General features: G+C 54.8%; 10 protein-coding genes. 4 read left to right on the forward strand and 6 right to left on the reverse strand.

The genetic code is table 11. The annotated features are described in order from the left end of the window. Nucleotides 1–76: 76 nt before the first annotated feature. Complete coding sequence (locus Enr10x_RS29140) at nt 77–820, reverse strand: metallopeptidase (protein ID WP_197997413.1); 744 nt, start codon at nt 818–820, stop codon at nt 77–79. A 178-nt stretch (nt 821–998) separates the two neighbouring features. On the opposite strand from Enr10x_RS29140, the gene Enr10x_RS29145 reads away from it, so the two are divergent. Both Enr10x_RS29145 and Enr10x_RS29150 read left to right on the forward strand, forming a co-directional pair. Beyond that, the gene (locus Enr10x_RS29145; protein ID WP_145452521.1) at nt 999–2,015 is read left to right on the forward strand and encodes an alpha/beta hydrolase; all 1,017 of its coding nucleotides are present in this window, start codon (nt 999–1,001) and stop codon (nt 2,013–2,015) included. Nucleotides 2,016–2,189: 174 nt separating this feature from the next. Beyond that, complete coding sequence (locus Enr10x_RS29150) at nt 2,190–3,740, forward strand: hypothetical protein (RefSeq protein WP_197996300.1); 1,551 nt, start codon at nt 2,190–2,192, stop codon at nt 3,738–3,740. Between the two features lie 266 nt (nt 3,741–4,006). Here the strand turns inward: Enr10x_RS29150 and Enr10x_RS29155 are convergent, their stop codons facing one another. After that, nucleotides 4,007–5,218, reverse strand: a complete 1,212-nt coding sequence (locus Enr10x_RS29155; protein ID WP_145110800.1) for an IS4 family transposase — start codon at nt 5,216–5,218, stop codon at nt 4,007–4,009. 567 nt (nt 5,219–5,785) lie between these two features. Between Enr10x_RS29155 and Enr10x_RS29160 the strand changes: the two genes are divergently transcribed. After that, nucleotides 5,786–7,072 carry a DUF1573 domain-containing protein gene (locus tag Enr10x_RS29160; protein WP_145452522.1) on the forward strand — a complete coding sequence of 429 codons (1,287 nt, stop codon included), beginning with the start codon at nt 5,786–5,788 and terminating at the stop codon, nt 7,070–7,072. Between the two features lie 129 nt (nt 7,073–7,201). Beyond that, nucleotides 7,202–8,494 carry a DUF1573 domain-containing protein gene (locus Enr10x_RS29165; RefSeq protein WP_145115784.1) on the forward strand — a complete coding sequence of 431 codons (1,293 nt, stop codon included), beginning with the start codon at nt 7,202–7,204 and terminating at the stop codon, nt 8,492–8,494. Nucleotides 8,495–8,549: 55 nt separating this feature from the next. Here the strand turns inward: Enr10x_RS29165 and Enr10x_RS29170 are convergent, their stop codons facing one another. From Enr10x_RS29170 to Enr10x_RS29185, 4 genes are all read right to left on the reverse strand, one after another. Further along, a complete protein-coding gene (locus Enr10x_RS29170) occupies nt 8,550–8,756 on the reverse strand; it encodes a hypothetical protein (protein WP_145115787.1) in 207 nt (68 codons plus the stop codon). Between the two features lie 113 nt (nt 8,757–8,869). Beyond that, entirely contained in the window at nt 8,870–10,561 is a 1,692-nt protein-coding gene (locus Enr10x_RS29175) for a PPC domain-containing protein (protein WP_197996301.1), read from the reverse strand. Between the two features lie 36 nt (nt 10,562–10,597). Continuing rightward, complete coding sequence (locus Enr10x_RS29180; protein ID WP_197996302.1) at nt 10,598–11,935, reverse strand: DUF1501 domain-containing protein; 1,338 nt, start codon at nt 11,933–11,935, stop codon at nt 10,598–10,600. A 55-nt stretch (nt 11,936–11,990) separates the two neighbouring features. Next, nucleotides 11,991–14,447: a DUF1549 and DUF1553 domain-containing protein gene (locus Enr10x_RS29185; RefSeq protein ID WP_145452523.1), complete on the reverse strand. Its 2,457-nt coding sequence runs from the start codon at nt 14,445–14,447 to the stop codon at nt 11,991–11,993. Between the last annotated feature and the right edge of the window lie 127 nt (nt 14,448–14,574).

Below are 14,574 nucleotides of genomic sequence, written 5' to 3' on the forward strand. Positions count from 1 at the left end.
TTTTAACCACGCTGAACAGATCACCGGTGGCTAGCGCCATTCCGCTCACAGAGAACTTCATTCATCATTTCATTTTTCACGGCACTGGGCCCCAGATCTTTTCCAGCAGCGCATACATCCGCGGGTCATGCGTCTTGAGTTCCGCACGAACGAACGGATAAAAATCGTTCACGCCGAAATAAGCCTCGGTCGATTCCGCGAAGTACTCCTTGTGATCGTTCATCCCGTAGTGCCTCACCGTCTGGCCCGTATGTGACAGTACCTTCTCATACAGGCCGCGTTCCTTCGCGGCGGTGTAGACCTCGATTACCTTGGGCTGATCGAAACTCAGCACCTGATCGTGATACGCGTGCGCCAGCTCATGCAGCACCACATAGGGATGCTGTGCCCACATGTTGCGTGCAAACAGCTGGGCGGCGACCGGAATATGCACGTGCTTCGCCAGCCGCGGATCATGTCCGTTCGCCACCAGCCAGGCGCGGTTGGGATGGTACTGCATCCGGTCCAGTTTCGGATGCTTCACCTCCAGCCAGATCCGCACCTGTTGCAACTGCGCCACCCGTTCCGCTGGCACAATAAACTTGACCCGCTGCAGGTGATTTCCCAGGGCCGCCAGTGCCTTTCGTCCCAGCTCCGCATGTGGATCGGACAACAGAGCCGGATCCACGTCCACTTTCCAGCCTTCAATCTCGCGTTCCACCGGATCAAAATACGGAGCAGGGGACTCCGCCCGTAACGACTCGCAGTTCCAGGTAACTGTCATTACGATGAACATCAACCAGACGAAAACGAAGGGCGCGCGAATTCGACAATGCCGCATGAGGGGCCTCATTATTCTAAGTGCAGGATTCTATTGACATTTCGATTCTAATCGCTGCGATCCGGGAACGGAATGCAGAATCCGATTTGCGTTTTCCCACTGGCATCCCGCGCAGCATCGTCTAAAATGAACGAAGACGCGTCCACTTCCTGAAACGTCTTATAGTTGAACCCCCGTCATGAACGTTGAAACCCAGACCGAATCCACCCCGCAACCTGCTCGCATCTGGCGTCAGTCGCTGCCCGGGGGGCTCCTGGATAAACCGCAAAACGGAAAACAGATGCTCGTTTACTATTTTTCACGGGTCTTCGCCTTCTATGTGCTGGCGATGCTGATGCTCATGATCGTGCAGCGCTGGCTCATCTATCAGCCCACGCGAGTCCCCGCACTTTCCGTCGATCAGGCCGCGGCCCCGTTCGGTATCATCCATGAAATTGCCACGACCACCAGCGACGGCCTGGACCTCAAAGGCTGGCACTATCTCGCCGGGCAGGTTGGCTGCGACAGCCAGGCAGAATGCGATGCGGAACTGGCGAAAGGCCGACCGGTCGTGATTCTCCTGCATGGCAACGGCGGGAACCGACTGCATCGTGTGGAGACCTGTCGCCTGCTGGCCAGCCTGAATCTACACGTCTTCGCTTTTGACTATCGGGGCTACGCTGAGAACCCGGGCAGTCCCTCTCAGACCGGATTGCTCAACGACGCCCGCGCCTTCTGGAAATACGCCGTACGTGAGCGCAAAATCGATCAGAGCCGGATCATTCTGATGGGAGAATCACTGGGCGGAGGCGTCGCGACATTACTCGCCAGCGAACTCTGTCAGCAGCACACGCCGCCCGCCGGCCTGATTTTGCGATCCACCTTCAGTTCCATGGTCGATGCCGCCTCGTATCACTATCCCTGGGTCCCGGTCTCCTGGTTGCTCTGGGATCAATATCCCAGTCAGTCGGAGATCTCGCATGTCGCCTGCCCCCTGTTGATGATCCACGGAACCGAAGACCAGATCGTCCCCTACAAGCTGGGCAAAAAACTGTTCGACGCAGCCCCACCCGAGTCGCAGACCGGCATCCCCAAACAGCTGGTGACCATCGAACGGGGAACGCATAACGGCCTGATCTACGAAGCCCGCCTCAAACTCTTTGACGCCTACGCGGAATTTGCCCGCGAAATCTTTCCGCCCGCAGCTGCCAGTTGATCAGCCTTGCCAGCATTCACAGTGCGAGTTGAGATTTCTACCGCTTTTTTCGTAAACAAGGATGAAACGAGGCCGCTCTACCGGTTAAACTGGAGAGATTGAGTATCTAAAGAAAATTAACTTTCATACCCGCTGCAATTTGCGACACCGCAACTTAAACCCCTGAGGCCTCTTATGAACCAGCTCCCGAATGTTTCCCGCCGCTGCCACGTACTTCGTCAACTGCTGACATCAGGCATGCTGCTGATGGTGATGCTGACCGTCGCCGGTTCTCCGGGAATCGCTTCTGCAGCCGAACTCCTCGCCGGTGCCGCCAAGGTGGATATCACGAACCGCGATGTGCCGCTGGTAAATGATCCGCTGTATGTGAAAGCCCTGGTCATCAAAGAGGGAGACACTACCGCCGCCATCGTTACCGTGGATGCGGTCGCCATCGGCGAGATCGGTTCGATCACCAATGAATACCTTGGCAACGTCCGTGACCAGATCGAACAAGATCTCCACATTAAGCCACAGAACATCATGATCAACGCCAGCCACTGTCACGGCATCGTCTGCAAAGACGTCGAACAGCGCACGGTCAAGGCGATTAAAGAGGCGGCCAAAAAACTGGTTCCCGTGAAGGTGGGCGTAGGCACCGGACACGAAGACCGCGTCATGGAAAACCGCCGGCTGTTTCTGAAAAACGGAAAAGAGGCCGACGTGCGGCACGCGTATTCACTTCCCCCCGACGAAGAGGTCGCGGGCATCGGCCCCATCGATCCGGAAATTGGGATTCTCAAACTCGACAAACTGGATGGCGAGACACTGGCCGTCGTGTATAACTTCGCCTGTCATCCGATCCAGGGCGTGCCCAATAAAGGCAACACCGCCGACATGAGCGGACTGGCTTCGCAGGTCATCGAAGACAACCTGAGTGACGGCACCATCGCCCTGTTCGTGCAGGGCTGTGGTGGCGATATCAACCCGGCGCAATACAAAGACGTCGACAATCCCCGCGACGCCGAAACGCTGGGTAACCTGCTGGCGTTGAGCACACTCAAGGCGATCCGCAACATCAAATGCACCGATGACAGCGGGCTGAAACTGATCAACGAAACGCTGACGCTTCCCCGCTCCAACAATGAAAAACGGATCGCGGAGCTGAAACAGGAACAGGAGCAGCTGCTCAATTCCCTGCAGGGCACCAGCCTGAACCTCAAAACGTTCCTGCCCCTGATTGTGAAGTACAAGCTCTACGAAGAGCATCCGTCGTACTATTCGCACCGTTACATGCTGGAACAGAAACTGGGACGGGACGGGCTGAAAAAACTGGACGCCGAGAACCGTGCCAACATGGAACGCTACATCAACAACATCTACAAGATGGAAAAAATGAGCCGCAACAAAGCGAATCTGGCTTTGCTCACCAAGCACCAGACCCGCAATCAGGCCGCAGGCAAGACAATCGACGTCGAAGTCGTTGCCTTCAAGCTGGGCGACTTCCGCATGATCACGTTCCCCGCCGAGCTGACGGTCAACATCGGACTCAACATCAAGAAGAAATCACCGTTTGAAAACACATTCGTCGCCGGCTACACCAACGGCTACAACTACTACGCCCCGACCGCGGAACAGCTGAAGAACGTCGGCAACGCCCAGGAAGACAGCGACTGCCTGTTCGCCCCCGAATGGCAGGCCATCTTCGAAAGCAAAGCCCACGAACTGATTCAACAGTTGAAGTGATTGTTGAATCTCAATTCACCAGAGGTAGGGGTAGCCCCGAATGTAATTCGGGGCGTGTGCCACTGTCGGCTTGCCCCAATACTGTTCGGCTCACGGTTTGCAGTTGATTGTGGATTGCAGCTTAACTCTTATGAACTGCATTTTTTAGAAGTTTTGTTTGAAGATCTCATTCAGTCATGGCTCATACACGGCTATGAAATCTTTCGAACAGCGCAGCATGAATCATCTCGTCACCAACAGTCAGCAGTCGGGCGAGGAGTCCTGTGCTATCTGGTTTCGTGGGATTGCAGACGGTTGATGTGGTTGATCAGATCATCCTCATCCGCCAGGCCACTGAAATAGAAACACAGCATTTCATATGTTCGGAGCGTCGGCTTTTTCCCTGTAATCAGACTGATTAACAGACAGGCGATCATCGCGCAATAAGTCTGTATCTGAATTCCCTGCGGGTTCTGACTCAGCAGGTGACGACAGCCAAGTACATGCTTTAAAAAACGAAAGAACAATTCAATTTGCCAGCGGTGCTGATAGATCAGCGCAATGATCTCAGCAGGCACGTCCAGCAGACTGGTTGCCACAACCAGATCCTGGCTTGCCCCCTCCCGTCTCCGTCCTCCCCGTTTAGGATGCGGAGTGACTTTGACAGTAATCCGACGCACCGGATGATCAGGGTGTTCTATTCTCCGTGACTTGGGAGACCCCAGCTGCCCTACCCGATCTTCCAGCACTCCCGCTGCCCTGGCCTCTGCGGTCAATTCACGGGATTCCTGTTCCACAAAAATGTGATCACCGCGAATTCGACACACGTAGCTGCTGCCGGCATTCACAATTGCATTAAACAGGGCATATTTTTCATAAGCACGGTCCAGGATGTAGCAACGATCTTTTTCCAGCACGTTAGTCAGCATGGATTTTTCATTACCTTCTTTGCGACCGGTGGCATCCGTCAGATCCATGCGTACCGGGATTCCCCGCAGTATTTCAAAATGAGTGTGCAGCTGCCAGCCTTTGTCCTGGCGGGTTGAAAAACAGGCCTGAGTGATCTGCGGCAGTGTTTTGAGGAACGTGCCATCCACGGCAGTCAGCGTCTGAGCCAGATCCTGGAGACGCCGATCCTGCGGCTTCTGGGCAGGCAGTTTTTCAATCAGTTCGCCTACAATTTCCCGCAGCAGTTCAGGGTCAAAGACCCGAACCGCTTCGGAAAGGGATCCCAGAGAAGACCGCGGGCAGCCCAGTTTTCGCTGGACTTTTTTGAGCTCACTGGCCTGCTGTAATCCGCGCAAAGAAGTCACGATCGGATTGAACAGGTACAGTAACTGCAGTGCGCAATACTGATCGTAAAACAGTTGCCGGTTACCGGCTTTGTCACGTTCAGTTCCCTCGGGACGCAGTCGCTTAAACAGCGGGAGAACCCGATCCAGATACTTAAGACCGGTGATGTCACAAGCTTCGATGCTATTAGTCTGTTGATTGGCCATGCTGATTCCTGTCGTTATGGCAGTATTCTATACTACCAGACGACAGTGCGCAAATATCGTGCCGAACAGTATTGGGCTTGCCCGACAGTGAAGCTGGAAACGACCACAAACAGCACGAAAGTGAATGAACCACGAAAGGCACGAACGTCACGAAAAAGCTGGCGGTAGGAGTAGCCCTGTGTGGCTACCCGCAGGAACGACCTGATCTGGTATTGTTTTACGCTCGGTTCAACTGATCCCCATCACCCAGCGATCTGCCATCGAACCCAACCAGGCGGGCGGACACACAGGTCACGCCCCTACGATTTGATGCCACCACAACGGAAGGGGTAGGCCCGAATGTAATTCGGGCCGAGCGCAAAGCGAGCAGGAAACGGGCAGTGGGCTTCGCAAAAAAAACACACAACTGCGCTGCTGACTCATCTGGAAAGCACTTTATCGGTATCAGATCCGCGTCCTCACTTTTTTCTTTCTGAAAGATTTTCGAAAACAGATAGACAAACGATTTGCGAACTGGTTTCCTTACCCCAGACCAATAACCTTCTTGATACAGGGAAGCGCGGGAACATGCCGTCAGGAAAACAGCCGTGGATACTATTTGCAATCGCAATCACCATACTGACAGGGGCAGCAGACGCAGCTGAACCGGAGCAATCCACCCCTCGGGCGATCTCAGAACGCGAATTTCTGACACAATACAAGGCCGCGGTTGCCAGACTGAAAAATCGCTTGCAGAACGTCCAATGCCGCGTGGAATGCCGCAAACAGTATCACTTCTACAAAGACGACTCTCTCTCAAAAGATTACCGCATTTCCTCACACCTGCTGGTAAAGGGAGACTCGACTGTCATCATCGAGAAATACGCCACTGAGACTCTCTTCGGAGGGACCGAGCGGGATCTCGTATCTTGCACGACTCCCGACTACGCTTTCTATCTCAGTAGAACAGATTCAGACAATCCGTTTCTGTTAAACCTGATCGTGCATGAGCCCAATCAGATTAAAGCCAGGCGGCCGACTGACGCACTGGACATGTTCCTGACGGGAGGCAATCTGATATTCCTCGATCCCTTTCGCTTGCCGGTCGAAGCGGGACGCTTCCGTATCGTCCGGATGAAACGGATTCCACCTCAAGCTGAGAATTCGTCTGATTTGGTCTCGTTGGACTTTATTTTGAACGATGATGCCGCTCTGTTTAAAGAAGGACACGCGCTGTTCTCACCAGATTTGAACTGGGCCGTATTGAAATACGAGTATCGCAGTGCTCCGAAAGACGGTACTTACACCGTTTATTCCGGCAGGAACTCATTCACTCCGCTGCAAAAAAATGGCATACCGATGCTGGTACAAGGCGAACACAATGTTGTACAGATGACCAGAAATCAAAAACAATTCGATTTTTCCTTTTCCGTACAACTCACCGACTTTTCATTCGGCACCGTGAATGATGCCGTCTTCCGCTTATCAAACTTCGGTTTATCAGACACCCCACTCGCGAAACCCTCCACTACCACGAACCAGCAGTTCGGAGTTTCCCCCTGTCAATTTAATAAAATTCCCGCCAACGAAACAGCGCGGCAGAAGATCACCATTCAGAACACGTCCAGCCTGCCGCTGCAGTTGCTCGGAGCAGGAATACCCTGTACGTCCAACGGATGTGCGTCAGTCGAAGGACTCCCCCTGCGCATCCCTGCAGGTCAGCAAGGTAGTTTTACCGTCATGTTCAAAGCCACTAACTCGGGAAAATTCAACACAGAAATCGAGCTCTATACCGACCAGCCGGGGCAGACGAAGATCAAAATCCCACTCCGCGGAACGGTGAGAGAGAACACGAAAGTACAACAAGGGAAGTGACCAACTTCAGATCCGCGTCCACTATTTCCTCTTTCTGAATGATTTTCGAAAATCAGATAAACAAACCATCCCTGAACTGGTCTCCTACCTTCAGACTGAAATTCTTCTTGATATCAGGAACGCGGGAACATGCCGTCAGGAATACAGCCGTGGACACTTTTTGTAATCGCAATCGCCATACTGACAGGGGCAGTAGACGCAGCTGAACCGCAACAACCTGCCCCCCGGTCGATCTCAGAACGCGAATTCCGTGCTGCCTACACCGTGGCGATGAAAAAGTTTAAAGCCGCTTACCAGAACATCCAGTGTAAGGCCCGGTGCCGCTACGCATTGGATGATCCCAATGATCTGACCCGTAAGACACGTTATGACTTTGCCGCACATCTGCTCATGAAAGGGGACTCTGCAGTTACCATTCAGAATTACGCGAAAGAGACGCCGCGGGGAGGGACCGATAACAGTCAGGTGGCCTGCGCTACTTCGCATTACGTGTTTGAGCTCCATAAAACCAGGCGAAACCACCTCTATCAACTGAATTATTTCACTCGCACACCAGACCGGGTGGCACGGACACGGCTGATTCTGGGTAATGATGTCGACGTCTATCTGTGTGCCGGCAGCTTTATGTACCACAATCCCTTTGAAGAAATCATGAATAAGCCGTCCTTCACCGTTGTGAAACTGGAACGCATGGCAGCAAATCCCCCCGGCACAGACGATCGCGTTGCCCTGGATTTCAAACTGACCAACGACCCCTGGTCAATTTCCGGCGGCCATATCGTCTTTGCCCCGCAGCTGAACTGGGCCGTGCTGGAATACCGTTACCGCTGCGATTACTCGGACACGAATTACTCCATCTACACCGGCAGGAACACCTTTTCTTCTCCCCGGAAAAATGCGATCCCTGTTCCAGTGAGCTGCGAACTTGAGGCGGTACACCATCACTCCGGCATGCAGCCCATCCGCGAACGGCACACTGCACAACTCACCGACTTTTCGCTGGGCACCGTGGACGATGCCGTCTTCCGCTTGTCTCATTATGGTTTATCAGACGTCCCACTCGCGAAATCCACAGCGACAACAGGCAAGCAGATTGTCGTCTCCCGCTGTGAATTGAAAGACATTCCCGCCAACGAGGCATCGCGGCAGAAAATCACCATTCAGAACCCTTCCAGCCTGCCGCTACAGTTACTCGGAGCAATGGTCCCCTGTACGTCCTGCGGGTGCGCGTCCGCCGAGGGGCTCCCTTTGCACATTCCGGCAGGTCAACAAGGCAGTTTTACCATCTTGTTTAAAGCCACTAAGCCAGGAAAATTCAACACGGAAATCGAGCTCTATACCGACCAACCAGGGCAAACAAAGATTAAAATGCCACTCCGCGGAACGGTGAAAGCAAACACGAAAGTAGAACAGCAGAAGTAACCACTTTCAAAATTGCAGGCGTATACAGACTGTTTCCTGCAGTCCTCAACACCCGCTACTTTAACAGCGCGCGTGCCATTTCCATTTGCTCTCTGGAAATGGGCACAGCTCCCGTGGTCCGAGGCACAAAAGAACCAGAGTCGTTCAGAAACTCTCTCAACACCGAGATCAGTTCCGGCCCTGCTTCCTGAAGGTCCGGGAGCGACGTCTCCGCTGTCAGACCATACAGAATCTCGCTCACAGCTTCGTCAGCGGTCAGCATTCCTTTTTCGTATCCTGCTCTGATATCGCGGAATTGTTTCATTAAAGTGACTCACAAATCAGGCGGGCGGACACATGGGTACCACCACGACGACTGGCTCCTCCTGCGAAACCCTACTTCTTCTTTATCGTCAGCCACAGGTAAGGCAGTTCGAGATCGGGTTTGGGACGGGCTGTGTTGCGTTTGGGGCTGATCCCTGTGATCACCGCGGTGGCGGTGTGCTGCTTAGACTTGTCTTTGACACTCGTCCCCTGAATTACCAGGGGGCCCTGGAACACAACGTCCTTCTTCGCTTCCAGCTTCAGCTTGACCGACTTGCCCCCCTTGTCTTTGACCTGGGACACGACCGGTTTGCAGGTCACACCTTCCGGCAGACCGGCGATGCTGACTTCGATATCGTCACTGAAGCGGGGGCTCTGGCGGTCGATGGTGACATCGATCTCCAGCGGCTTGTCGCCCGCGGTCAGCGTGTATTGTTCGTTGGGGGTCTTGAGAGAGAAGTCCGCTTCGGTCGGCAAGATCGACAGCAGATAGACATAACGATAGCCGCCATGCTGGAAGCGATCGGTCACCTGCAGCCGGTATTCGCCGTCTGCCGGAATCGTATAATCCAGGCGGGCGTCGAAATAATTCCGTATCGGATCGTCGATCTCCTTAAGGAGTTTCCCTTTGGCATCGAACAGTCTGACATACGGATCGAGAGGGTAGCCCAGTGTGTGAGAATCGACTTTGAAGGAGAGCTTCTCCCCCTTTTTCGCATTGAAGCGATAGACGTCGACTTCCCGGGGACCGGCGACTTTTCCCGTCACCGTTGTCGGCACAGTCAGCTGCTGTCCCGCTTCCGACTGGCTCTCTTTGGTTTCGAGAACCACGGGAGTCGTACTGAGGGGAATCGTCACGCAGTTGCCCAGTTCGGGAGCGCTGAGCAGGGCGTCTTTGTTCGAATCGGAGACGGCCGGCATCAGTGTTTTTAGTTTGTCTGTCAGGTTCCAGCCTGCCAGTGCGACCGGCTGTGCGGTCGAAGGGTGCCAGGCCAGGGGGAGGCTGTGATCGACGAAGGGCCCCGTCGTCAGCGTTAGCCGATAAATATACGAAGCCGCTCCCGCAAAGCGAATCGTACTGTTGGGATCCGCGGGGAAGGCAAACGTGCGAATGTAATAGGTGCCCTCTTCCGGTGCGGTAAATACAATCCGAGGATCGAACCAGAGGGTGTCGTCCATCTGCTTCAGCACCGTTCCCCGGTGATTGAGCAGTTGCAGCACACCATCCATGGGAGAACCGAGCTGTTCGTTGGCGACCTGGGAAGCAACGAGCGTCTGCCCCTGTTTCAGTTTGACCTGATAGGTATCGACATCGCCTGCTTTGGCCAGTACACCGTTGATGGTGACGGCAGGTTGTTCGATTTTCTGCGCGTGTTCCAGATCTTCATTCGGTTCGGCCCCTGTCAGTTCGGGCAGGGTGCCTACCAGAAATGGTCGGATGCCGGAAGCCCCCTCTGCATTATGGAAGCGAAGCCAGTACAGACCCGGTTTCGCTTTCGGATCGATCTCGACCGTGAACTGTTTTTCTTTCCCCTTGGCCGGCTTGGCAGGGATCTCAATTTTGAGACCCGGCTGCGAAGTCCAGACCGATACCGGCTGTGTACCCAGAGTTTTATCGACGCTGACTTCGACCTTCTGTCCGACCTGGCCACCGGCGGGGTTGAGATAGTTCACGCTGGGCGGAGCGGCCTCAAGGTTTGTCCCCAGACTGAGAACCAATGAGCAGGCGAGAACGGCGGGCAGAATCGGGGCGTGCAACGGCATTGGTAAACTCATTCTCAGTCGAGGTGCGGTCTCGGTTTAAGCGAACAGTTCCGGAATCGGCGTCGGATCGCTGACCAGGTGCGAAGGACGACCTTCCGGCGTATACAGAACCTTGTCGGGATCGATGCCCATTTTGGTATAAATGGTCGAGACAAAGTTTTCCGGAGAGAGGACACGTTCGACTGCGGAGTAACCGGCTTTGTCGGTCGCACCCAGTGCCAGTCCGCCCGGTGTGCCACCGCCGGCCATCAGGACCGACATCGCATTCGACCAGTGGTCACGCCCACCGCCCGGATTGATCTTCGGCGTACGACCGAATTCACCCAAAGCGAGGACCATGGTCGTATCCAGGAGCCCCCGTTCATCGAGGTCTTCAATCAGCGTGGCGATCGTGTTTTCAAAAGCGGGCATCCGGCTGTTGAAGGTCTTGAACAGACTGCCGTGATGGTCCCAGCCCCCTTCGTACAGCGTGACGAAAGGCACACCCGCTTCCGTCAGGCGACGGGCAAGCAGGGCACGTTGGCCGAACGAAGTCCGACCGTATTTATCACGCAGTTCGTCGGATTCGCGATCGATTTCGAACGCCTTCTGTGCTTCGGTGGAGGCCACGAGGTTGTAACCCTGCTCGTAATATTCATCGAGGTTCAGCACCGGGTCGCCGGCAACTTCATCCCGGATCCGCTTCAGTTGATCGACCTGCGCCCGCAGATCGCGGCGGGTTTTGTAGCGTGCATCGGTCAGACCACTGGGCAGTGCCAGGTCACGCACACGGAAGTTAGACGAGTTCGGATTGTCCGACATGACAAACGGAGCGTACTTGGCACCCAGGAAGTTCGGTCCGCCCGAGCGTGACATGCTGGGCATGGTGAAGTAGGCGGGCAGGTTGTTGGTGGTCGGCTTTTCGTGCGCGACGACCGAACCCATACTGGGGTGGAAGCTCACGAAGGCACCGCAGCCCACCGGAATTCGCGGCGGGGCACCGGTCATCATGTAATGGTTGCCGGCACCGTGGTTGCCCTGGTTATGACGGATCGAGCGGATCACCGAATATTTGTCGAAGATCGATGCCAGCCGTTTCATGTGCTGAGAGAACTGGACCCCCGGCACTTTGGTCGGGATCGGATTGAATTCACCCCGGATTTCGACCGGTGCTTCGGGTTTGGGATCGAACGTTTCGTAGTGGGTCGGTCCGCCGTCCATCCAGATCAGGATGACGCTTTTGGCGGTCGCTTTCCGTTGAGGTGCTGCGGTCCCTTTGGCCTGGGCCTGCAGTCGCAGCAGATCCACCAGCCCCAGGCCGGTCATCGCACCGAGACCAAGCTGCAGGCAATTTCGTCGGGTGATTCCATTGCAGTTCTTTGAAACGTTCATCATTTCTGATCCTGTTCGAGTAGTTGTCAAACAATGTTTCCTGGTGGAGCAGGGGACGTCAGTTTTTGAAGAGATACTCCGGCGTATTGAGCAGCGCCCACATCAGGTCTTCAATCACCTGCTGCCGGCTGGCTCCTTCCTCTTCAAACAGGGAGCGCCCCAGTCGTTTTTCTTCAATCGTTGGATATCGCGAATAAGCCGTCAGATACAGTTCTTCCACAATCTGATCGGGTGTCATTTTACTCTTAGCCCATGCGGCACTGTTGCCGTTTTTAGATTGAATGCGGGCATACAGATCACGGGAATTCATCATATGCAGCACCTGCACAACCGTGGTATCTGTTGTCCGTTCGCAGGGCGGATCCTGGTTGGGATCGGGACGGCCAAAGGAGTCGAGGAAGACCGAACTGACGCGATGCGTCCAGATCTGTTTGGCCGTTGAATCCTGGGGCATGGCTGAAAATGAATCGGGCACGCCAACCAGTTCGCTCACGCTGTCCAGCAGAACTTCCGCCCGCAGACGCTGACGATAATGCCGTGAGTAATTGCGGGTATCACCCACGTTGGTTTCGTTAGGCAGAGCACTCAGGCTGTAAACGTGTGAGAGCACGATCGTCTTGATGTATTTTTTCAGGTCGAATTTCTGTTCCCGGAATTTCTTACCCAGGGCTTTGATCAGCGGTTTGTTGGACGGAGGATTGCTTTCACGGAAATCGTCAATCGGCTCGACAATGCCCCGTCCCATCAGATCAGCCCAGACGCGGTTCGCATTCACTTCGGCGAAGAAATGATTCTGGGGCGAGATAATCCAGTCTGCCAGTATTTCGCGTGGATCCTGATTTTCTTTGATCTCAGGCACTTCGCCAAACAGCGGGCGTGGCGGAAGGACTTCGTTGGTCAACGGGTGCCGTACGCTACCGGAGTTGGAGGTGAAAACCATTTCCTCCGATCCCGAAATCGGGGCCGAGATCCCGCGGCCTTTACGGCCGATTCTGGCGAAGTAGGCCGCAAAGCTGTAGAAATCTTCCTGACCCCAGACTTCGTTGGGGTGGTGATGACACTGGGCACAGTTCAGGCGAATCCCCAGGAAGAGCTGACTGACAATCGTGGTGAGCTCTTCGGGTTTGCGGCGATCGCGGAACATGGTCACTGCACCGTTGTGCCACGTTCCTCCTTTGGCGGTCAGCAATTCGTGCGTGAACTGATCGAGGGGTTTATTCTGGTAAAACGATTCACGGATCCAGGCATCATAATTCAAGACGGTCTTGATACCCACATGATACGGATTGGGACGCAATAAATCGGCCCATTTGTTGGCCCAGTGATCGCCAAATTCCGGCTGCTCCAGCAGATAATCGACCAGCCGCTCCCGCTTGTTGGGGGAGGGGTCCTGCAGAAAAGCCCGCGCTTCTTCCGCGGTCGGCGTGCGGCCGATGATATCGAGGGTGACCCGACGCAGATAGGTCGCGTCGTCTACAGGGTCGGATGGTTTGAGACCATACTTCTGCAGTTTGTCCCAGACCAGCCCGTCAATAAAGTTGTTGCGGGGGAGTTTGGTATAGTATTCGTCGGGGACTTTGTTTTTCGAGGGGATCGTCACGCTCAGCGAAGCGAATTTGCCCATGTAGCGGGCCATGATCGAGGCTTCCCCCATCAGCGAACCGGCGGTGACCAGACCATGCTCGTCGACGGAAACGTAAACGCTTTCACTGGACATGAACTCGGCCAGATCAGTAATGTCGCGGGTGGAGCCATCGCTGTAATGCGCGGTGACCACCATCTGCTGTTGTGTTTTGGGGAGCATGATCCGCTCGGTAGGAGACGCGGAAATCTTGACCAGTTCCGGTGTCCCCTCGACGCCGCGGGTTGCCCCTTCGGAAATCCAGCGTTCCAGCCGTGCATAATAAGGAGTGTCGGCCGGAAGTTTTTTCCCACCCCCGTGAGGAACCTTACCGGCCCCTTTGAGCAGTACCAGACTCTGATCGGGCGCCAGTGGTGAAGCACGCCGACCGCGTGATTCCTTGACCAGTGCGTTGTAATCAAATTCGGGATCGAAGGCGAACATCGACAGCTGGAATCCCCCCTGGCCGCGCTGCTTCCCGTGACAGGAACCGCCGTTGCAACCAAAGCGGGAAAACATCGGATGGATGTCCCGTTCGAAATCGAGCAGCGCCTGTCGATCGACGTCTTTGACCAGAACTGGAATATTGATTTTTTGCGCACCGTCCGTCACGGTCACCGTGGCGGCACCGTTACCAACCGGTTTGATCACGCCGGCAGCATCAACCTGAACCACGGTGGGTTGCTGTGACTGAAACTGCACATCGCGCGTGAGGTCGACGGAAAGTTTGTCCTGCTGGCGGGTGACGATCAGCTGCTGGCGCGAACGGGGGCCGTTGAGTTCGACTTTCTCCGGATAGACGCTGAGCTTTGATTCTGCTGGCGGCGCTGCTTGCGCAGAAAGAGCGGTAAGCAGAACAAAGCAGCCGAGGCAATGATAGAGTAGAGATTTCATCTCGTCTTTCTATCCCAAATCAAAGGAAGGATACGCTGTGAGGTTTGGCGGTAGTAGTGCTGCGGGGGAAAGTCGGGCAGGTCGTCTATAAAGACTTCAATGATCTATTCAGCAACCCGGCAAGCAC

The sequence above is a fragment of the Gimesia panareensis genome, from assembly GCF_007748155.1.
GTDB lineage: Bacteria > Planctomycetota > Planctomycetia > Planctomycetales > Planctomycetaceae > Gimesia > Gimesia panareensis.

What these genes read in the sequence shown, in the direction of transcription:
- Enr10x_RS29140 (WP_197997413.1), bottom strand. Translation starts at nt 820, where the DNA reads ATGCGGCATTGTCGAATTCGCGCGCCCTTCGTTTTCGTCTGGTTGATG.
- Enr10x_RS29145 (WP_145452521.1), top strand. Translation starts at nt 999, where the DNA reads ATGAACGTTGAAACCCAGACCGAATCCACCCCGCAACCTGCTCGCATC.
- Enr10x_RS29150 (WP_197996300.1), top strand. Translation starts at nt 2,190, where the DNA reads ATGAACCAGCTCCCGAATGTTTCCCGCCGCTGCCACGTACTTCGTCAA.
- Enr10x_RS29155 (WP_145110800.1), bottom strand. Translation starts at nt 5,218, where the DNA reads ATGGCCAATCAACAGACTAATAGCATCGAAGCTTGTGACATCACCGGT.
- Enr10x_RS29160 (WP_145452522.1), top strand. Translation starts at nt 5,786, where the DNA reads ATGCCGTCAGGAAAACAGCCGTGGATACTATTTGCAATCGCAATCACC.
- Enr10x_RS29165 (WP_145115784.1), top strand. Translation starts at nt 7,202, where the DNA reads ATGCCGTCAGGAATACAGCCGTGGACACTTTTTGTAATCGCAATCGCC.
- Enr10x_RS29170 (WP_145115787.1), bottom strand. Translation starts at nt 8,756, where the DNA reads ATGCTGACCGCTGACGAAGCTGTGAGCGAGATTCTGTATGGTCTGACA.
- Enr10x_RS29175 (WP_197996301.1), bottom strand. Translation starts at nt 10,561, where the DNA reads ATGCCGTTGCACGCCCCGATTCTGCCCGCCGTTCTCGCCTGCTCATTG.
- Enr10x_RS29180 (WP_197996302.1), bottom strand. Translation starts at nt 11,935, where the DNA reads ATGATGAACGTTTCAAAGAACTGCAATGGAATCACCCGACGAAATTGC.
- Enr10x_RS29185 (WP_145452523.1), bottom strand. Translation starts at nt 14,447, where the DNA reads ATGAAATCTCTACTCTATCATTGCCTCGGCTGCTTTGTTCTGCTTACC.